General features: G+C 32.1%; 17 protein-coding genes. 5 read left to right on the top strand and 12 right to left on the bottom strand.

From position 1 onward, the window contains the following. Window positions 1-16 precede the first annotated feature (16 nt). The 9 genes from BT107_RS13875 to BT107_RS13835 all read right to left on the bottom strand — a co-directional run bounded on the left by BT107_RS13875 (window position 17) and on the right by BT107_RS13835 (window position 11992). Window positions 17-1330 (bottom strand): TlpA family protein disulfide reductase, encoded by a 1314-nt coding sequence (locus BT107_RS13875; RefSeq protein ID WP_072304422.1) that lies wholly within the window; start codon window positions 1328-1330, stop codon window positions 17-19. A gap of 82 nt (window positions 1331-1412) precedes the next feature. Continuing rightward, window positions 1413-4709 carry a transcription-repair coupling factor gene (gene mfd / locus BT107_RS13870; RefSeq protein ID WP_425291844.1) on the bottom strand — a complete coding sequence of 1099 codons (3297 nt, stop codon included), beginning with the start codon at window positions 4707-4709 and terminating at the stop codon, window positions 1413-1415. Between the two features lie 90 nt (window positions 4710-4799). Beyond that, window positions 4800-7475 carry a TonB-dependent receptor gene (locus tag BT107_RS13865; protein ID WP_072304420.1) on the bottom strand — a complete coding sequence of 892 codons (2676 nt, stop codon included), beginning with the start codon at window positions 7473-7475 and terminating at the stop codon, window positions 4800-4802. Between the two features lie 209 nt (window positions 7476-7684). Then, window positions 7685-8404: a GLPGLI family protein gene (locus BT107_RS13860; RefSeq protein ID WP_072304419.1), complete on the bottom strand. Its 720-nt coding sequence runs from the start codon at window positions 8402-8404 to the stop codon at window positions 7685-7687. A 60-nt stretch (window positions 8405-8464) separates the two neighbouring features. Then, complete coding sequence (locus BT107_RS13855) at window positions 8465-8707, bottom strand: hypothetical protein (RefSeq protein ID WP_072304418.1); 243 nt, start codon at window positions 8705-8707, stop codon at window positions 8465-8467. A gap of 294 nt (window positions 8708-9001) precedes the next feature. After that, window positions 9002-9769, bottom strand: coding sequence for a GLPGLI family protein (locus tag BT107_RS13850; RefSeq protein WP_072304417.1), 768 nt, complete (start codon window positions 9767-9769; stop codon window positions 9002-9004). Then, a complete protein-coding gene (locus tag BT107_RS13845) occupies window positions 9759-10469 on the bottom strand; it encodes a GLPGLI family protein (protein WP_072304416.1) in 711 nt (236 codons plus the stop codon). The genes BT107_RS13850 and BT107_RS13845 overlap by 11 nt, the downstream gene beginning before the upstream one ends. After that, window positions 10453-11166: a GLPGLI family protein gene (locus tag BT107_RS13840; RefSeq protein ID WP_072304415.1), complete on the bottom strand. Its 714-nt coding sequence runs from the start codon at window positions 11164-11166 to the stop codon at window positions 10453-10455. Before BT107_RS13840 ends, BT107_RS13845 begins: the two co-directional genes overlap by 17 nt. A gap of 94 nt (window positions 11167-11260) precedes the next feature. Continuing rightward, window positions 11261-11992: a GLPGLI family protein gene (locus tag BT107_RS13835; protein ID WP_072304414.1), complete on the bottom strand. Its 732-nt coding sequence runs from the start codon at window positions 11990-11992 to the stop codon at window positions 11261-11263. Between the two features lie 237 nt (window positions 11993-12229). Here BT107_RS13835 and BT107_RS13830 point away from each other — a divergent pair, with 237 nt between their 5' ends. Beyond that, a complete protein-coding gene (locus tag BT107_RS13830) occupies window positions 12230-12652 on the top strand; it encodes a tellurite resistance TerB family protein (RefSeq protein WP_072304413.1) in 423 nt (140 codons plus the stop codon). A 69-nt stretch (window positions 12653-12721) separates the two neighbouring features. Here BT107_RS13830 and fbp read toward each other — a convergent pair whose 3' ends face one another. Further along, on the bottom strand, window positions 12722-13732 hold the full coding sequence (fbp, locus tag BT107_RS13825) for a class 1 fructose-bisphosphatase (protein WP_072304412.1): 1011 nt from the start codon (window positions 13730-13732) through the stop codon (window positions 12722-12724). Between the two features lie 113 nt (window positions 13733-13845). Here fbp and BT107_RS13820 point away from each other — a divergent pair, with 113 nt between their 5' ends. From BT107_RS13820 to BT107_RS13805, 4 genes are all read left to right on the top strand, one after another. Then, window positions 13846-14325 carry a GNAT family N-acetyltransferase gene (locus tag BT107_RS13820; RefSeq protein WP_072304411.1) on the top strand — a complete coding sequence of 160 codons (480 nt, stop codon included), beginning with the start codon at window positions 13846-13848 and terminating at the stop codon, window positions 14323-14325. Between the two features lie 38 nt (window positions 14326-14363). After that, window positions 14364-15614: an aspartate kinase gene (locus tag BT107_RS13815; RefSeq protein ID WP_072304410.1), complete on the top strand. Its 1251-nt coding sequence runs from the start codon at window positions 14364-14366 to the stop codon at window positions 15612-15614. Between the two features lie 79 nt (window positions 15615-15693). Next, window positions 15694-17502: a GNAT family N-acyltransferase gene (locus BT107_RS13810; protein ID WP_072304409.1), complete on the top strand. Its 1809-nt coding sequence runs from the start codon at window positions 15694-15696 to the stop codon at window positions 17500-17502. 12 nt (window positions 17503-17514) lie between these two features. After that, entirely contained in the window at window positions 17515-18519 is a 1005-nt protein-coding gene (locus tag BT107_RS13805; RefSeq protein WP_072304408.1) for a carboxypeptidase-like regulatory domain-containing protein, read from the top strand. Window positions 18520-18574: 55 nt separating this feature from the next. Here the strand turns inward: BT107_RS13805 and BT107_RS13800 are convergent, their stop codons facing one another. Further along, entirely contained in the window at window positions 18575-18958 is a 384-nt protein-coding gene (locus BT107_RS13800; RefSeq protein WP_072304407.1) for a TM2 domain-containing protein, read from the bottom strand. Window positions 18959-19017: 59 nt separating this feature from the next. Then, window positions 19018-19401 (bottom strand): VOC family protein, encoded by a 384-nt coding sequence (locus BT107_RS13795; RefSeq protein ID WP_072304406.1) that lies wholly within the window; start codon window positions 19399-19401, stop codon window positions 19018-19020. Window positions 19402-19403: the final 2 nt, after the last annotated feature.

Raw genomic sequence — 19403 nt, 5'->3', positions numbered from 1 at the left:
AAAGATGATTCTTTGCTTATTTTTTTAAATAGGCAATAACGTCTTTGTAGGTTTCTGGTTTATTCACAATTTTTTTATCCTTGTCCAGAATGTAATAGGTTGGTGTAGCAGATACGTTGTATAAATCTGCATATTTACTATCCCATTTGCCTAAAGCTAATGCGTGCGTAAAGTTACCCAGCTTAGCAGATTCTGTATCCCAGTAATTGTACTCGTCTTCTAAACCAACAGCAAGCACCTTTACATTAGGATACTCTTTCATTACCTTGTTTAACTCCGGTAATTCTTTTAAACAATGAGAACAAGTACTGCTCCAGAAAATAACGACATAATTATCTGCAGCTTCTAATTTACTTAGGCTGTTTTTGTCATTGTTCCAAGTAATTTCTGGTGCATTGGAACCAATTCTTAACCTAGAATGCGCTTCTATACTTTTTATAAGTTCTTGATTATTGGTAATGTTCCCTAGTTTTTTTAGATAATTAGCATAGATAAAATCAGATGTTTTATCATACTGTGCACTAGCAGCATAAATCCATAAATCGTAATACAAGCTAAACTTAAATGTTTCTTTAACACCATCTAGCTTACTTGCAACGGTTTCTATATTTTGTTGTAGAATAGTCTCTGTAGCGCTTTTGGTTATCTTATTTAAAGGCAAAGAAGTAAACACGTAGTTTAATGTCTTGTCTGTTAAAAAAGACGATGCTTGTAAGTTTGTATTTTTAAAGTCTATAGCGGCAAAATAGTTTTTCTTTTTGTTTTCTACAAAATCATAAATAGTCTCATAGTCTTTAGCAATGTATGGCTTGTTGGCTTTAATAAAATTAGAAGCAATAAGGTTCTTAGCGTTATTCTCGTATCTGGCTTGTATGCTTTCAATTTTAGAATATAATTTAGCTAACTCTTTTTTGTCAGTATTACTAGAGGTGTAAAAATCTATAACTTGTTTTTGTAATGCATTAATTTCTAAAAAGTAACTGTTTAGTGTTTTGTTTTCTTCTGATACTGTATACGTTGCACCATCTTGTGCATTAAAATTTAAAACGATGTCTTCTTTACCACTATAAAGAATATCAAAATTAAACTCTTCTTGTGGTACTGCATATACCAACCTGTATGTTCCAGGAGCAGCATTTGCTGGCATTTCTATGCTAAACTTACCATCTTCTATCTTTGTGTCTGCAACATATACTTGCGTTCCAGGTTTAAGCTGGTATGCAATAAGCCAAGTATACTCTTTGGCAGGTGAAAATGTACCAGAAATAGTATGTTGCGCAGATATAACTGTGGTGATAAGGACAAGTAAAAGTGGTAGTAATTTTTTCATAGTTTGCTTTTTAGCAATTGTTAGTGCTTAGTTACTTAGTTTATTTTCAAAAACCGAACCAAACTTGCATCATACATTATTTTTAGTTCGCGTTAAAAGGGATTAAACTCTTTAGCGCTTTTTCTACTGTTGTAATTTTATCAAAAACCAATAATAGACGCAAACCTGTCCTAGTCTCTTTTTCTTTCATTTTACAGATAGAATTAAAGGCTTGTACAAACTGCAAAACTTTAGTGAATTTTGGACTTTGGTAAAAGCCAGATTGTTGGTCGGCAATAAAGTACCCAATCATTTTACCTTTTTTAAGTACTATTTTCTCTAGGCCAATACTGTTAGCAATCCATTTTATACGAACCGAGTTTAGTAAGTCTTCAACCGGACTAGGTATTTCTCCAAAACGGTCTACCAATTCTTTTTCAAATTTAGCTAAACCTTCTTCTGTTGTAATTAGGTTTAATTGGGTGTATAAGTTTAATCGTTCTGTAACATTATTTACATAATCATCAGGAAATAAAAGTTCAAAATCCGAGTCTATCTGAGTTTCTTTTACAAATACTTTGTCTTTACCTTCTACTTCTTCGTATAAATCTTTAAACTCGTTTTCTTTTAATTCTTCTACGGTTTCGGCTAATATTTTCTGATAGGCATCAAAACCAATTTCATTAATAAATCCGCTTTGCTCACCACCTAAAATATCTCCTGCACCGCGAATTTCTAAATCTTTCATTGCAATATTAAACCCGCTACCCAATTCTGTAAACTGTTCTAGTGCTTGTATACGTTTACGGGCATCGGTACTCATAGAGTCATAAGGAGGTGTAATAAAGTAGCAAAAAGCCTTTTTATTGCTACGTCCAACACGACCACGCATTTGGTGTAAATCACTTAAACCAAAATTATTGGCATTGTTTATAAATATGGTGTTGGCATTTGGCACATCTAAACCACTTTCTATAATGGTGGTAGACACTAAAACATCAAACTCACCATTCATAAAAGCAAGCATTAAGGTCTCTAGTTTTTTACCTTCCATTTGTCCGTGACCTATGCCAATTTTAGCATCAGGAACCAAACGTTGTAACATACCAGCAACCTCTTTAATATTCTCTATGCGGTTGTGTATAAAAAACACTTGTCCGCCTCGTTGTATCTCGTAAGAAACGGCATCTCTAATAGTATCTTCTGTAAAGCGTACAACGTGACTGTCTATTGGGTATCTGTTTGGTGGCGCTGTGTTTATAACCGATAAATCTCTGGCCGCCATTAAACTAAATTGCAATGTTCTTGGTATAGGTGTTGCAGTTAAAGTAAGTACATCTACATTTTCTTTAATAGACTTTAATTTGTCTTTTACGGCAACTCCAAATTTTTGTTCTTCATCTACAATAAGTAGTCCTAGATCTTTAAATTTTACATTTTTATTTACCAGTTGGTGTGTGCCAATTATAATATCTACTTTGCCTTCTGCTAAACGTTCTAAGGTTTCTCTTTTCTCTTTTGCAGTTCTAAATCGGTTTACATAATCTACCGTAATAGGCATATCTTTTAAACGTTCTGCAAATGTTTTTTGGTGCTGAAAAGCCAATATAGTTGTAGGTACTAAAACAGCAACTTGTTTGCCGTTATCTACAGCTTTAAAAGCAGCGCGTATGGCAACTTCCGTTTTACCAAAACCAACATCGCCACAAATAAGACGGTCCATTGGTCTATCGCTCTCCATATCTTTTTTAATATCTTCTGTAGCCGTACTTTGGTCCGGAGTATCTTCGTAAATAAAAGATGCCTCTAGCTCGTGCTGTAAATACGTGTCTGGAGCGTATTTAAAGCCTTTTTTAAGCCTACGGTTGGCGTACACTTTAATAAGGTCAAACGCAATTTGTTTAACTCTAGTTTTTGTTTTTTGCTTTAGTTTTTTCCAAGCGCCAGAACCAAGTTTAAATATTTTTGGAGGTTTACCGTCCTTGCCAGCAAACTTAGATATTTTGTGTAAAGAGTGTATACTTACGTACAGCACATCTCGTTCGCTATACATTAATTTAATAGCCTCTTGTTTTTTGCCTTCTACATCTATTTTCTGTAACCCGCCAAATTTACCAACACCATGATCTATGTGTGTTACATAATCGCCAATTTCTAATTTGGTAAGTTCTTTAAGCGTAATGGCCTGCTTTTTAGCGTAACCATTTTTAAGGTTAAACTTATGGTAACGTTCAAAAACTTGATGATCTGTATAACAAGCAACTTTTATATCATCTAAAATAAAACCTTGAAAAAGAGGCAATACTACAGTTTGATAATGCACATCTTGTTCTACTTCGTCAAAAATGTCATGGAAACGTTTTGCTTGCTGTTTTGTGGAACAAAAAATATAATTGGTGTAGTTATTAGCGTGATTTTGATCTAAGTTTTCAATTAGCAAGTCGAACTTTTTATTAAAAGACGGCTGTGGTTTAGAATGAAAAACAATAGACTTGTCTGCATTTGTTGCTGTTTGATGAATGCTTATAACATTAAACCCCTCAAATTCTTTTTTTAACTGATTAGAATCTACAAACAACTCATTGGGTTGTGCGTGTTTTAGCTCGCCTGTAAGTTTTGTAAAAGCTTCTTCTGCTTTTGTGTAAAGCGAGTCTAACCTATCATGTAAAAGCTCAGTGTTTTTAGAAAATATTACAGTTTTAGTAGCAATATATTTTAAAAAGCTTTCTCTTGTTTCGTCTAAAAATTTGTTTTCTACATTGGGTACAATGGTAATTTTAGTGACTTTATCTGTCGATAATTGTGTTTCTACATCAAAAGTTCTAATACTATCTACCTCATCACCAAAAAATTCTATTCTGTAAGGTACATCATTAGAAAACGAAAAAACATCTACAATACCACCACGAACAGAAAATTCTCCAGGTTCGGTGACAAAGTCTACACGTTTAAACTTATACTCAAACAACACTTCGTTTAAAAAGTCTAGGGTAATGGTATCATCAACCTTAATTTTTAGTGTGTTTTTATCTAGTTCTTTACGGGTTACCACTTTCTCAAACAGCGCATCTGGATACGTTACTAGTAATGCTGGTTTTTTACGCGAATTAATTCGGTTTAAAACCTCTGCACGTAGCAGTACATTAGCATTATCTACCTCGTCTATTTGGTAAGGTCTACGGTAGCTACCAGGATAAAACAGTACATCTTTTTCGCCTACCAATTGCTCCAAGTCATTTAAATGGTAAGCAGCCTCTTCTTTGTCGCTAAAAACAACCAGAAAAGGGGTGTCTGCTTCTTTAAAAGTTTCAGATATTACAAAGGATAGGGCAGAGCCTGTTAAACCTGTAAGTGTTGTGTTTTTTTCATTTTTGGCAATAGTAGTTTGCAGTTTCTGCATTTGCGGAAGCTGTGCCAACGATTTTAAAATGAGAGATTTTCCCAAAAGTCAATACATTTTTTGCAAATATAAAGCTACAATTTTAAACAATTATAGTTTGTAGCTAATTTTAAAAAGAACAATTCGTGGTAAAATAAAGGTTTTACTATCGCTTATTAAAAATGTACTAAAAGAATTGTCTTGCTTAAACTGTGTATCAAACAGGTTAGTAGCTTTAATTTCAAAACCCCAAGGACTATCTTCTTGTTGGTAAAAAAGAGAAACCATAGCATTGTCAAAGCTATTATCTATGTTTCGGTCTTTATTCACATAATTATCAAAATTATATTCTGCTTTTAAGGTGAAATTTTCTAGAAAAACATAATCTAAATAGGTAAATAAGTTGGTGCTTCTATACTTGTTTTTTCCTACAGATGTGTTGTAGTCACTATCGGTTTGTGTATAGCCAACCTCTAAATTTGGGCCCTTTTTAAAAACAGTCTCTAGGCTTACGGTATTTGAGAATCTCCCAGAGGTATTTTTTTGTGTCTCTGCGTTTACAAGCTGGTAAAAATTACTGTAGTTGTATGAGCCTCTGTATTTAGCCCTTATTTTTTTTATTCTTTTATTAAAATTACCACTAAACACCCAGCTATCCTCCGGTTGTGTAAATAGTATTAAAGAATTAAATTGGTTAATGCCTTGCAACTGCGTTTCTCCTTTTAATTGCTCTGTTTTTTTATTGTATCTAACATTTAAGTTGTAAAATAAACCGCGCAATAAACTTCTTTTAGAGTAATTAAAACTTGTGGTATGAAAAAACTCATTTTCTAGGTTGGCATTGCCTCTAAAAACCGAATTAAAATTACGGAGTATAAAATTACTTGCAAGGTTATTTACAGAAGGAAAACGAGCATTTGCTTTGTATTTAAAAGTTGCTTTTGCACCGTTTTTAAATTTAATTTCTGTAGTAAACTCTGGTGTAAGTACCGTTTTTGTATTGGTTGTTTTTGTTTGTAACTGATGTAAAGACCAATTAAAATAATGTTGGTATACGGCAGGTTTAAACGTAAAAATACCGGTTCTAAATTTGTATTCTAAACCTACATAAGTGTCTATAAAATTATGCTGTAAATTGTTACCAAAATTAGCAGTGTTAAAATTGTTTATTTCTCCGCTACTTAAGAGCTGTACATCTTCATTTACAAAAGAGTTAAAGGTTGAGTTTACACCCAAACTAAAATACAAGTGGTTGTAGTTGTTTAACACCCAATAGTCTTTTACAATGGCATTTACACTGTGTGTTTTTACTTTTTTGGTTTGCTGTATGTTATACACATCATCTGCCTGTAACGGAATTAATCCTTGTAGTATTTCTTTATCTGTTTGCCAATTTGTGTTGGGCTTGTCTACAGTGTAACTGTGTGTAGCCTCTAAAGTACCGGTATGGTTGTCTGTTAGTTTACGACTATAGGTTACATTTTGTTTTAGCGTTAGTGCATTTATGTCATTAGCTGTACGTATGCTATTTGTATTTGTTGGGCTGTTTGTATTAATGGTGTTTAAACCGTTGTTGTTGGTTAGTTTTACAAACGTATTAAAAGCAAAATCTTCCTTGTAGGTTGGGTCATAATCTAGTGTTATTTTACCAATGGTAAAAAAGTTATTGGCATTGCCAGTGGTGGCTCTGTTTTCTGTAAAAGGATCGTTGTTGTTTTGGTAACTATTCTCGGTTTGGTTTTCTGTGTCGGTATCTGTTTTAGATGCAATAACATAACCACTAATATCTGTGGTGCTGTTTATAGCTTGGCGTACGTTAAGTGCGCCAAATTTTTGACTACGCTCTTTAAAATTATTGTTGTTTAAAAACTGACTAAAGTCTGACTGAAACAAACTAGACATACTGCCAGAACCAGCCAGTATTTTGCTAAAACCGCCTTCAAACTCCATATAGTCGCTAAACGTAAATGCTTTTTCGCCAGTATTGTTTACGTCACCAATAAAATTAATGTTGGTTTTAGGACTGTAGTAAAATACATTTGGGTGTATGGCGTACCTGTCTTTAAGGCCAGCAGCAACATCTAAATCTCCAAACAAAAAGCGTTTTTTATCTTTTTTAAGTTTAATGTTTAGTGCCATTTTATCTGTGTCTTGCAACCCCTTAAGCATAGCAATTTCACTATAGTTATCTATAACCTCTATTTGGTCTACAACATTGGCGGGTATGTTGTTTACAGCCATTTTGGTGTTTCCTGTAAAAAAGGGTTTGTTGTCTACCAAAACATTGGTAATTTTTTTACCGTTAGAGGTTACATTACCTTCCCTGTCTACGTCTAAACCAGGTAGTTTTTTTAAGGTTTCTCGTAGTTTGCGTTCTTTGCCATTGGTAAAGGCATCTGTATCATAAACAGTAGTGTCTTCTTTAACCTCTATAGGTATTTTGTAGGTAAGCTCTACACCGTCTAAAGTGTTTACATCTTCTTGTAAAACAAAGTTTTTAGTGGTTTTTTCTGTTGCTGTAGTGGTAACCACTAGTTTTTTATAGCCTATGTAGCTAATGTTAATTTGGTAGGTATGGCCTTTTTGCAAACGCAAAATATATGCACCTTTTTCATTGGTAATGGCAAAAGCCGTTTCTGCATCATCACTATCTGGAAAAGCTAAAATATTAGCATTAGGTAAAGGGCTTTGCACACTGTCTTGTACAAAGCCTTTGTATGTAATTTCTTGGCTGTAACAAAGCTGTAGAGTTGTTAAACAGAAAAATAAGCATACTATTTTTAACATATTTTATGATGACAGTTTTTCAATGAAATGATTTATAAACATAAACTAATTTTTTAGTTCAGAAAAAATAACGTACTAAAATATGCAAGAACTGTCTTGTATAATGCTGTTAAATATTATTTATTCAGGATTGGAAGATCTAAAGAACAGTAACAATAAACTCAGATTAAATATGAATAAAAAAAATATTTCTAATGAGTTTTTTTAATCTATTTAATACTTTCTTTGAATTTTTGTAAATTTTTGGTTCCAAGTATTTTGTATTCTTTTTCCGAAATTTCAATACCATCACCTATTGGCTCTATAGAAACTTGCTTTAAAAATTTTATTTTAGTTGCTTTGTATAAGGTAGAGTTTAGATTTAATTCTAAAATAACCCCAGGTAAGCCACCATAGCCGTTTGGGCCGTATGGAATTTTAATGTTAGGGGCGAACCAAGCTGTTGTAGTTAATTTTTTACCTTTGATGGTTCTTTTAGAAGTAGCTTTAATGCAATTATAACCTTTTATTTTTTTACTTTCTTTTGTTATTATCCAATTTGATGGAGCTATTTTACCATTTACAATATAAGCTTTACCATTTTGAGACACTTTTTTTTGAACACTATCTTTTTTATAATAGAGAGGATTACCACAGGCTAACATTTTGGCTAAATTAAAATAATTTCTATCAATGTTATCTGGGCGCATATTATCAATATTTTTAAAAACAGCTGTCTGATTCTTAAAAATGAGTTGCAACTTTATTTCTTTAGCGGCATTATTTACATTTTTCATAAATGGTAAAGGTTTACTGATCCCTTTTTTTTTCATTATATTAACCATAGAATCTATAGAAAAATCATATTCTATTATCCCATATTTTGATTGAGAAAAAGAGATGAAATAAAATAAAAATAACACTATTAAATATAAATTTTTTCTTTTCATAATATATTTATTAGGCAACCTTAATTAAGGTTGCCTTTTTAATTTCTGCTTTTTTATAATTTATAAACAATCGCCAGAAGTATCTTCATAACCCTCACATACAGCGTAATAAGCGTTTCCTAAACAAGATGCTTGTCCGTCATCGACTCCCATATCTCCCAAAAAATCCATAAAGTCAAAAGTATCTTCAGTACAATCGTTATTTATTTGCTCTGTTTGTTCTTTTTCTGTTTTATTATTAGCACTTAAGCTTACACTTGCAAACAAAACTACAGCAGCGATACTAAATATTTTCTTTTTCATAATTTTTAATTTTGTAACCTATTTATTTTTAGGTTGATTAGTAAATAAAAATAAGTTCAAAGTCATTTATCAAAGTCTTTAAATAAAAAACCAACGTTGGTTACTAGCTAGTTGCTAAAAATGGTGTAGGTAGACTTTGAAAAAACCTATATTATTTTTGGCCCCTTAAATGTATTATTATTATTACAGAAATTAATTAATTTAACAATATTTTAACAAGTATATTATTTGTAAATGTTAACCATTTTAAGGACTATTTTCTTTGCTTACTAGCCTCTGCTAATTCTTCCCATTTTATCTGAATATATCATTAAAATGTTCTTTTATATTTTTTTCGGCTTCAATTTGATTTAAGCTATCCTCATCTTCGGTAATTAATTTGCCAGATTTGTTTTTTTTAATTTTAAATGGTTTTACAAAAGATACCTTAGTGGCAGTTAATCTCATTTTACCATTTTCAACTTCTAAAATTAAACCAGGTAAGCCATAATATGCTGCTGGCCCAAAATAGGGAGGTAGTTGATTTGTAAACCAAGCGTTTACCCTAAATTTATGAATCCCTTTACTATTATTTACAGTGTCAATTGTTGTTGCTTTATAACATAAGTATTTTCCTATGTATTTGCTTTTGTTATGTATTTTCCATTTTTTAGGTTTTAGTAGAACTCTAAAATTAGCGTCTAGCAAAGTTTTGTTGAGTATGGTTATTGAGTCTTGTTTGTTTATGTAAAAGCCTCCATTTGTTCCCCCAATACTTATTGCCGCTTTTTTTAATGTGTTATTTTTAGAATCATTATCTAAACTCTCTACCACTTTAAAAACAGAATTATTGTTTGATATTTTTAAGCTGTATCTTATATCCTTTACAGCATCTGCTAATGGGGTGTTAAATGCAGATAAGTTTACTTGATAAGGATTGTTTTTTGCAGTGTCAACTTTTAAACTAACCTCTTTTTTATAAATAACCTCCAGAAATTTAGCGTTTTGCGCATAGCTATTATTTGAAATAAAACCTAAACTAGCACTAATTATAAGAGCAATTTTTACAACACTATTTTTCATCAAAAAAACCTTTAAACCTGTTATTAAATTCCTCTTGTGTTAGATTAAGTCCGTCTACTGGCTTTTCTATTATTTTATCTTTATTTGATAGCTCTATTTTAGATGCTTTAAAAAAGAATTTACCTTTATACAACTCCAATATTATGCCTGGTAGACCATTATAATCTTTTGGGCCGTATGCTAAAGGAATATCTAAAGTATACCAAGCCGTTATTTTGGTTTCTTTATTGTTATTATTTAAAAGAGTTGCCTTGTAGCAATTGTACTTCCCTATTTTTTTTGAAGTATTTAAAAGCTTCCATTTTTTAGCGTTTTGTGTAATTAAAAATGTATCTCCCCCTATTGTTAGTTGTTTAAGTAAAGCGTTATCTTCTGTGTTGTAGTAGAATATACCTGTTCCGCCTGCACCAGTAGCAACTAAGTTTAGTTTTTGTTTGCTTTCATCATACAAGCTTTCATTTTTTTGATAGGTAGATGATTTGCTATTAAAATTTAAAGCGTAACTAACCTCTTTTGAGTTTTTTAGTATTGCTCTTGTATTAGGGTTATTTGTTTTAGAAATGTTTTTAATTAATTCTGGAGCTAAATTAATTGTATACGTAATATTACCAGACGTTGTTTTTTGCGCTACTACACTTGTAAAGCACAACACCAGAAAAATAACGTTTACAACAATACTATGTTTACCTTTTACGCTCATCTTTACGATCTTGATAGAGTTTGTCACCAGCTTTTTTATATTCGCTTACAGACATATTGTTTTTTTCTTTAGGCCACTTTATAACAATTGCTTTTTTAGGGTTTAGTTTTATCTCCTTGGCTTTGTAAGTAGCCATTAAGCCATTTAATTCTAATATTAGACCTGGTAGCTGACCTGCATAATTGTTTGGACCATAAGCAAATGGTATTTCGGGTGTATACCATGCTACTACAGTAACATCTCCTTTAGGTACTGTTTTTACTTTTGTTGCCTTATAGCATAAAAAATCTCCTATTTTTTTAGTTTCTTTAGTTAGGTCCCAATCTTCATTTTCTATTGGAGCCTCAATATGTATACCTGCATCTGTATTTATTATCTGTTTTTTTTGTGGTAAAGATGTGTAATAAGTTCCTTTGTTTCCAGAAATAATACTGGCTAAATTTTCTAAATAACTATCTTTTACAGCTAATTTGTTATCCACATTAAACTGGGCATATGCTGAGTTAAACTGAAGTTTGTAGTTTACGTTTGTTGCAGCTTTACTTACTGACATCATTAACTCTTTTAATTCTTGCTTGCCTTTGTAACTACTATCTTCTTGCTTATTTACCGTAATGCCATAGGTTATAGTACCGCTATGTATTTGTGCTAAAGAAATAAGAGGTAATAGTAAAATTAAATAGAGTAATTGTTTCATATATAGCCTGTTGTTTATTGATGATAACCTTGCTAATATAAAACTATATTTTTAGTTTAAAAATAATTTGTATTCTTTTTCTTTATTGTTTTGTTTACTTATCAATATTTTGCTTTGCTGTAGAGGCTAATGTTTTTACAATGTCTTCAAACTCTTCATTAGAGTTTACATAAGTTCCTTCTGTAGGTTTTGTAAGTAGTTTATTTTTTTTAGTCTGCAGTTGTACACCAGTACAGTATATTGTTTGTTTAGGATTTAGTTTTAGTTCTAAAATAAGCCCTGGTAAGCCATTGTACTCGTCTGGGCCAAAATAGTAGGGTATATCTTTACTAAACCAAGCTTCTACAGTATAGTCTTTTGTTGTTTTTTTATTTGTTTTGGTAAGTGTGGCTTTATGGCAAGTATAACCAAGTATGGTTTTGGTTGTGTCTGTAATTTTCCAAGGTTGGGGTTGGTAAATATTTACTATATAATTTTTGTTATCAAAAGAGGTAGATTTTAGTTTTTGGTTGGTAGCTATATTACTGTAATAGTTACCCTTACTTAAAATGTCTATCATACCCTTAGTAAATTTGTCTAGGTTTGCGTATAGTTTTTCTTCTCTGTAAAAAACAGACTCTTTATTATTAAAAGCTAAATTAAATTCTATAAGCTCTTGGGCTGTTTTTATAGACTCTGTTATTTGGTTGCCCATTGTAGAAGGTTTTTTTGTTGGGTCTACTACATCTATTTGCGGGTGTTTTAGTTTATAGGTGGCTTTTCCTTTTTGCGTTTGAGCGCTGATAATACTTAAACTAAAAAAGATGAGAAATATAAAATGCTTCATTACTTACGCGTTTATTTTGTTATAAATGTAAGTAAAATCTTATTTTAAAGCAAAGTTGTTGCTTTTTACCGCGTTAGTGATAGTAGTGAATAACCCGCAGCCCTTTTTGCGAGGATTAGTAACGTATAGCACGGCGTTAAAAACAGAGGTTTTAACGAACGCCCAAAATAACTTTTAAAAATTTGAAATTGTATAATGCAAAAAATTATATTTGCAATCTAAATTAAATAGAAAATTATGTCTTTTGTAGATTTATACGGTAATAGCGAACATAGAAAAAATGTTGCTCATTTTGCTTCTATAGCATCTTTGGCAAGCATAGATGGTGAAATAAACGAAGCGGAAAAGGTTGTCTTAGATCGTTTTGCTCGTAAATTAGATATTACTGAAACGGAGTATAAAGAGATAATGAAAAACCCTGGGAAATACCCAATTGATCCTCCAACAAGTTTAGATAGACGTTTAGAGCGTATGTTCGATTTGTTTAAGATTATTTTTGCAGATCACGATATTGATGATGATGAGCGTCAGCTTATTAAAAAGTATGCTATTGGTTTAGGGTATTCTAATGACTCTGCAGATATAGTTATTTCTAGATCTATTGTTATCTTCAGTGGTAAATTAGATTTTGAAGATTACGCTATGCTTGTAAGAAAATAATATATTCCTTTTTAGGTATAAAAAAAAACGAGGCAATTGCCTCGTTTTTTGTTTTTATAAGATACTTAATTATTTAAGTGCGTTGGCAATAAACTCTTCTGCTTTTTCTACCATTTTAGTACTGCCACAGAAAAATGGTACACGTTGGTGCAATTCGGTTGGTTTTAACTCCATAATACGGCCTTTACCATCACTAGCCTTACCGTTAGCTTGTTCTGCTAAAAATGCCATTGGGTTACACTCGTACAACAATCGTAATTTACCTTCAGAGGCCTTACTACTTTTAGGGTACATGTAAATACCACCTTTTATCATATTTCTATGAAAATCTGATACTAATGAACCAATGTATCTAGAGGTGTATGGTCTGTCTCCTTCTTCTTGCTGACAATATTTTATATAATCTTTTACACCTTGCGGAAAGTGTATATAGTTGCCTTCGTTTACAGAGTAAATTTTACCTGTTTCAGGAAACTGCATGTTTGGGTGCGATAAGTAAAAAGTACCAATTGCTGGGTTAAGTGTAAAACCATTTACACCATCGCCTGTTGTATACACCAACATTGTAGATGTACCGTAAACAATATAACCTGCTGCTACTTGGTTGTCTCCTGGCTGTAAAAAATCTTCTATGGTTACAGGTGTACCTACTGGAGTTACTCTACGGTAAATAGAGAAAATAGTACCTACAGATACGTTTACGTCTATATTAGACGAGCCGTCTAGTGGGTCTATAAGTACAATGTATTTGTTCTGGTGTTGTTCATCCTGACTGTTAATACTAATAAAATCGTCCTCTTCTTCGGACGCAATACCACAAACAATTTCTCTGTTTTTTAAGGTTTGTATAAACTTTTCATTAGCTAATACATCTAGTTTTTGCTGGTCTTCACCTTGTATGTTGGTGTCTCCTGCAGCTCCTAAAATGTCTATTAGTCCTGCTTTATTTACCTCGTGGTTTACCACTTTAGCAGCTAAACGTATTGCATTTATTAGTTTAGATAGCTCTCCAGAAGAGTATTGAAATGAAGATTGATTCTCAATTATAAATTCTCCTAAAGTTTTGTGTTTTTTGTCCATTAATGGTGGTGTTTTATTTAAGTACAAATATCGATAATTTTGTGATACTACAACGTTTTCGCAATATAAAGTCGCTTAAACGTGTTACTTTGCAGATTATTAGAACTAAAAAAATGGAATATTTAATAAGAGAAGCAACACAAGAGGATATGGCTCAAGTCCTTGATTTAATTAGGGAATTGGCTCTTTTTGAGAAGGAACCAGAGGCTGTAGAAGTAACTGTAGAAGATTTAATTTTAGATGGTTTTGGCGACTATAAATTATTTCATTGTTTTGTAGCGGAAGTAAATAATGGCATAGTTGGTACGGCTTTGGTATATAATAGATACTCTACTTGGAAAGGTCCTGTTTTACATTTAGAAGATTTAATTGTAACTAAAAAAATGCGTGGTACTGGTTTAGGAACGTCGTTGTTAGATGAGGTAGTTAAATACGGCCATAAGCAGGGTGTAAAACGTATATGTTGGGAGGTTTTAGATTGGAACGAGCCAGCAATAAAATTTTACCAAAGTAAAGGTGCAGACGTAAAAAGAGATTGGGACGTTGTACATTTAAACGAAAAAGGAATAGAAAATTACATAGCAAACTTATAACAACCTTAGTTGCGTAAGTTTTTAATACAAGGTATAGAATGAAGATTTTTAAGTTTGGTGGCGCTTCTGTAAAAGATGCTGCTGGTGTAAAAAATGTTGTAAATGTGTTGCAACAAGTTGGACATACGAACACATTAGTTGTGGTTTCTGCAATGGGCAAAACTACAAACGCTATGGAGAGTATAGTAAATGCATATTTTAAAGATAAATCTGCTTTGCCAGCGGCAATACAAGAAGTTGTAGATTTCCATAGTAAGATTTTAAACGATCTTTTTGAAAACAAACAACACGAGGTTTATGGTAAGGTTAAGGTCTTGTTTGATGAGGTCCAGGGTTTTTTAGCTTGGAATAAATCACCAAAACGCAGTTTTGTTTATGACCAAGTTGTTGGGTATGGAGAATTATTATCTACCACAATTTTAGATGCTTACTTAAATGAAGTAAACATAAAAAGTAACTGGTTAGATGTTAGAGATTTTATAAAAACTAGCGATAATTACAGAGATGCTATTGTAGATTGGGATAAAACCCAAGAAAGAATTACTGCCGGTATAGACAAAAGCAAACTTAATATAACACAAGGTTTTTTAGGGAGTGATGATAATAATTTTACAACTACTTTGGGTAGAGAAGGGTCTGATTATACTGCGGCCATATTAGCATATTGCTTAAATGCAACAGAGGTAACTATCTGGAAAGATGTACCTGGTGTTTTAAACGCAGATCCAAGATATTTTGAAGAAACACAGTTGTTAAACAAAATATCGTACAGAGAGGCAATAGAACTTGCTTTTTACGGAGCATCTGTAATTCATCCTAAAACATTACAGCCTTTACAGCGTAAGGAAATTCCGTTGCGTGTAAAATCTTTTTTAAATCCACTAGATCCGGGTACTATAGTTGGTAAGGGTAATGGCATAGAACCAAAAGTTCCTTGTTTTATAATTAAAAGAGACCTAGTGTTAATGAAACTTTCTTCTTTAGACTTTTCTTTTATTGTAGAAGATAGTATAAGTGAACTATTTAAGTTACTACACGACCATAAAATGAAGGTAGATTTAATACAAAATTCTGCTATTAGTTTTTCTGTTTGTGTAGATAATAAGTTTGATAGGTTGCAAGATTTATTAAACATATTAAAGGGTAAATTTAAGGTAGTGCACCAAGAGGGAGTGTCTTTGTTTACAATTCGTCATTTTACACCAGAAGCTATTGCTAGCATACAAAATGGAAAAGAAATTTTACTAGAACAAAGAGCTAAAGAAACGGTGCAACTGGTAGTAAAGTAACATATTATTGGCATTAAAATAACCTACATTGTTTTACATTAAAACTAATAAGTTATATTTGTTTATCACAATATAATGTATGGGATTAGTTACAGCAAAAGAAGTTGCACAGGCCATTAAAGTAGATAAGTTTGGTTTTGTTGGCACTTTTATAGGTTGGTTGTTAATGAAGGTGACTAAAATATCTAGTATTAATGCCTTTTATGACGATCATAAACATCTAACAGAGACCGCTTTTTTAGATGCTATTTTAGAGCATTATCAAATTAAATTTGAGATTCCAGAGGAAGATTTTAAAAGACTTCCTAAAGATGGCGCATACATAACAATATCTAATCATCCGTTAGGTGGTATAGATGGTGTTTTGTTGTTAAAATTATTGTTGCAACATAGAGCAGACTTTAAAATAATGGCTAACTTTCTGTTAAACAGAATAGAGCCAATGTCTCCTTACATACTTCCGGTAAATCCTTTTGAGTCTAGAAAAGATGCAAAAAGTAGTTTAGCCGGATTTAAAAATGCGATGCTACACTTAAGAGGCGGACATCCATTAGGTATTTTTCCAGCAGGGGAAGTATCTACATACAGAGATGGTAAGTTAATTGTAGATAAACCTTGGGAAGAAACGGCGTTAAAGCTTATTAGAAGAGCAGAAGTTCCTGTTGTACCTATCTATTTTCACGCTAAAAATAGTAGGTTGTTTTACAGGTTGTCTAAAATTAGTGATGTTTTTAGAACCGCTAAATTACCTTCTGAAGTAACTACTCAAAAAAATAGAGTTATTAAGGTTAGAATTGGTCAGCCTATATCTGTAAAAACCCAAAAAGAGCATAGTAGCTTAGCAGACTTTACAGACTTACTGCGTAGAAAAACATATATGCTATCTAACGCTTTTGAAAAAGAAAGGCTTATAGATAAAGTACCTACAACACTTAAAATTCCTAAGGCTCCAAAAAAAATAGCAACTCCTATTAGCAGAGACCTTATAGAAAAAGAAATTGAAGAACTGCGTAAAAAAGACTGTAGGCTTTTACAAAGTAAATCTTATGAGGTGTTTTTAGCCACAGCAGAGGATATGCCTTACATTTTACAGGAGATAGGCAGACAAAGAGAAATTACTTTTAGAGCTATTGGCGAGGGAACAAACAAAGCTATAGATTTAGATGAGTTCGATAATTATTACCACCATTTATTTCTTTGGGATGATGATGGTAAAGCTATAGTTGGTGCTTACCGCATGGGACTTGGTGCAGAAATATTTAAAAAATATGGTATAGATGGTTTTTATGTTCAAGATCTTTTTAGACTAGAACCAGAATTGTATGGTATGATGCAGCAAACCATAGAAATGGGTAGGGCTTATATAGTAAAAGAGTACCAGCAAAAACCAATGCCTTTATTTTTATTATGGAAAGGAATTGTGCATACAACACTTAGGCACCCAGAGTACAAATACTTAATTGGTGGTGTAAGCATAAGTAACCAGTTTTCTAATTTCTCTAAGTCATTAATGATAGAGTTTATGAAGTCTAATTACTGGGACCCGTATGTGGCTCAATATATTAGACCTAAAAAGGAGTTTAAAGTAAAATTAAAAGACGCAGATAAAGAATTTATTTTTGATGAAACAGAAGCGGATTTAAATAAGTTTGATAGGCTTATTGATGAGGTAGAGCCAGGAAATTTACGCCTGCCAGTTTTAATTAAGAAGTACATTAAACAAAATGCAAAAGTGGTAGCTTTTAATGTGGATCCGCTTTTTAATAACTCTGTAGATGGGTTAATGTATATAAAAATAGCAGATATACCAGAAAGCACTGTAAAACCTGTTATGGAAGAATTTCAGGCAGAATTAGAGCAGAAGCTACACAACGGAACTACAGAATAACACAAAGTGCAAATGAAAACAAGACTCTTTTTTTTATTTGCACTTCTTTTTTTACAAGCATTTACGCAAAATACAGTTACTGGCTATATCTTAGATGAGGTTAGTAAAGAGCCATTGCAAGGAGCATCTGTTTTTTATGATGGTACAACTATTGGTGTGGTTACTAATACAGATGGTTATTTTAGTATTTCTACAGAAAAAAATATAACTGCATCCTTGGTAATAACTTACTTTGGATTTAAGAATAAAGTAGTAAGTGCGGTTGGTAAAACCTCTATAGGTACTATTTATTTGCAAGAAGCTGTAGAGCAATTAAACGAGGTTATTTTAGAGCCAGACACTTGGAGCAGGGAAAAAAAATTACGAATCTTTAGAAATCAGTTTTTAGGATCTACATTGCCAGCATTAAAATGTAAAATTTTAAATGAAGATGATGTGCGATTGTATTACAGTAAAAAAGAAGATGTTTTATATGCATTTGCATCAAAGCCAATATTAGTACAAAATAAATTTCTAGGTTATGTTTTAGAGTATTACTTACAAGATTTTGAGGTTCGATATAAAACTAATATCAATGGTTTTAGGTTAACAGGATCTGTATTTTATGCTGGTACGGCATTGTTTAAAGAGTTGAATGGTAAAGTAAAGCAGAAGTATATTAAAAATAGAAAAATCACTTATTTTGGTTCTACATTGCATTTTATGAGGGCATTATCAGCAAAGAAACTTACCGAGGAAAACTTTAGAATTTTTAAAGAAAGTCTAGAAGTTAACCCTTATGAGTATTATAATGTTGAAAAAATAGGAGATGACAATACTAAAGTAGAGCAGACCTTAGAACGACTAAATGTATTGTATAATAGATGGAGTAATTCTTTTGTGGTAGTAACTCAAAATACATTTAATATAGATGCTTACGGCAACCATTCTCCTGTAGATGTTGTGTTGTTTGGTGGTGATATGGGCTTGCTTAGAATAGCAAATACATTGCCCTTAAACTATGAGCCTGTAAACTAAAAAAGGCCATCTATAGAATAGATAGCCTTTTTGTATATTGTATTTTTTTTTAGTTCTAGAACCAAGGTTTTCTACCTACTTGGTATGTATTGTAGAATTCTTCATCAGATTTTGTTAGGTATATAATACCTTCTATGATACCGATAATCCAAGTAGCCATAAGTAATAAATACCCAACTAAAAGACAGGCTGTAAGAATACCTACCACTGTAGTTGCTGCTAAAATAATACCTTCTTTTTGGTAGCCTAAAATAAATTTATGAACTCCAAAAGAACCTAGAAAAATTGCTAAAAGACCTGTTAACATTTTCTTGTTTTCTCCACCAGCCATATTGTTCAGGCCTTCAGATATATCATTAGCAGCTTCTTTAGCGCCTTCTGCAAATTCGTTTGTTGTTTCTTTTGCTTCATCAGCAAAATCCTTGTTTTCTTCTGACATAATTTTTGTGTGTTGGTTTTATTTAATTGTGAGATAAATGTAGTAATTTTTTTTAATTATTACTTAAAAGCATCATCTTTTGGCTCCCATAATTCTAGTTTATTTCCGTCAGGGTCTAGTATCCATCCAAATTTACCATAGCTATATTCTTCTATTTTACCAACAATAGTAACACCTTCTGCTTTTAATACTTCTAATAACTCTACTAAGTTTTCTACCCTAAAATTCATCATAAAAGAAGATTTACTGGGTTCAAAATACGTAGTGTCATTTTTCATTGGACTCCACTGTGTACTGCAATCATTTCCTTCTTTGTCTTTCCACCAAAAAGTACAGCCGTACTGGTCTGTATCTAGACCTAACCTTTCTTTGTACCATTGTTTAATTTTATCTGGATCTTCTGTTTTAAAAAAGAAACCTCCTAAGCCTGTAACTCTTTTCATAT

It is taken from the genome of Cellulophaga fucicola (assembly GCF_900119145.1).
Taxonomy (GTDB): domain Bacteria; phylum Bacteroidota; class Bacteroidia; order Flavobacteriales; family Flavobacteriaceae; genus Cellulophaga; species Cellulophaga fucicola.
Note: the sequence above shows the minus strand (reverse complement) of the source record. Positions and strands in the feature narration are given on the sequence as shown.

Coding starts and splice junctions, on each gene's coding strand:
- BT107_RS13865 (WP_072304420.1), bottom strand. CDS start 7,475: ATGTTAAAAATAGTATGCTTATTTTTCTGTTTAACAACTCTACAGCTT.
- BT107_RS13855 (WP_072304418.1), bottom strand. CDS start 8,707: ATGAAAAAGAAAATATTTAGTATCGCTGCTGTAGTTTTGTTTGCAAGT.
- BT107_RS13875 (WP_072304422.1), bottom strand. CDS start 1,330: ATGAAAAAATTACTACCACTTTTACTTGTCCTTATCACCACAGTTATA.
- BT107_RS13800 (WP_072304407.1), bottom strand. CDS start 18,958: ATGTCAGAAGAAAACAAGGATTTTGCTGATGAAGCAAAAGAAACAACA.
- BT107_RS13850 (WP_072304417.1), bottom strand. CDS start 9,769: ATGAAAAATAGTGTTGTAAAAATTGCTCTTATAATTAGTGCTAGTTTA.
- BT107_RS13845 (WP_072304416.1), bottom strand. CDS start 10,469: ATGAGCGTAAAAGGTAAACATAGTATTGTTGTAAACGTTATTTTTCTG.
- BT107_RS13815 (WP_072304410.1), top strand. CDS start 14,364: ATGAAGATTTTTAAGTTTGGTGGCGCTTCTGTAAAAGATGCTGCTGGT.
- BT107_RS13810 (WP_072304409.1), top strand. CDS start 15,694: ATGGGATTAGTTACAGCAAAAGAAGTTGCACAGGCCATTAAAGTAGAT.
- BT107_RS13820 (WP_072304411.1), top strand. CDS start 13,846: ATGGAATATTTAATAAGAGAAGCAACACAAGAGGATATGGCTCAAGTC.
- mfd (WP_425291844.1), bottom strand. CDS start 4,709: ATGCAGAAACTGCAAACTACTATTGCCAAAAATGAAAAAAACACAACA.
- BT107_RS13830 (WP_072304413.1), top strand. CDS start 12,230: ATGTCTTTTGTAGATTTATACGGTAATAGCGAACATAGAAAAAATGTT.
- BT107_RS13795 (WP_072304406.1), bottom strand. CDS start 19,401: ATGAAAAGAGTTACAGGCTTAGGAGGTTTCTTTTTTAAAACAGAAGAT.
- fbp (WP_072304412.1), bottom strand. CDS start 13,732: ATGGACAAAAAACACAAAACTTTAGGAGAATTTATAATTGAGAATCAA.
- BT107_RS13860 (WP_072304419.1), bottom strand. CDS start 8,404: ATGAAAAGAAAAAATTTATATTTAATAGTGTTATTTTTATTTTATTTC.
- BT107_RS13840 (WP_072304415.1), bottom strand. CDS start 11,166: ATGAAACAATTACTCTATTTAATTTTACTATTACCTCTTATTTCTTTA.
- BT107_RS13835 (WP_072304414.1), bottom strand. CDS start 11,992: ATGAAGCATTTTATATTTCTCATCTTTTTTAGTTTAAGTATTATCAGC.
- BT107_RS13805 (WP_072304408.1), top strand. CDS start 17,515: ATGAAAACAAGACTCTTTTTTTTATTTGCACTTCTTTTTTTACAAGCA.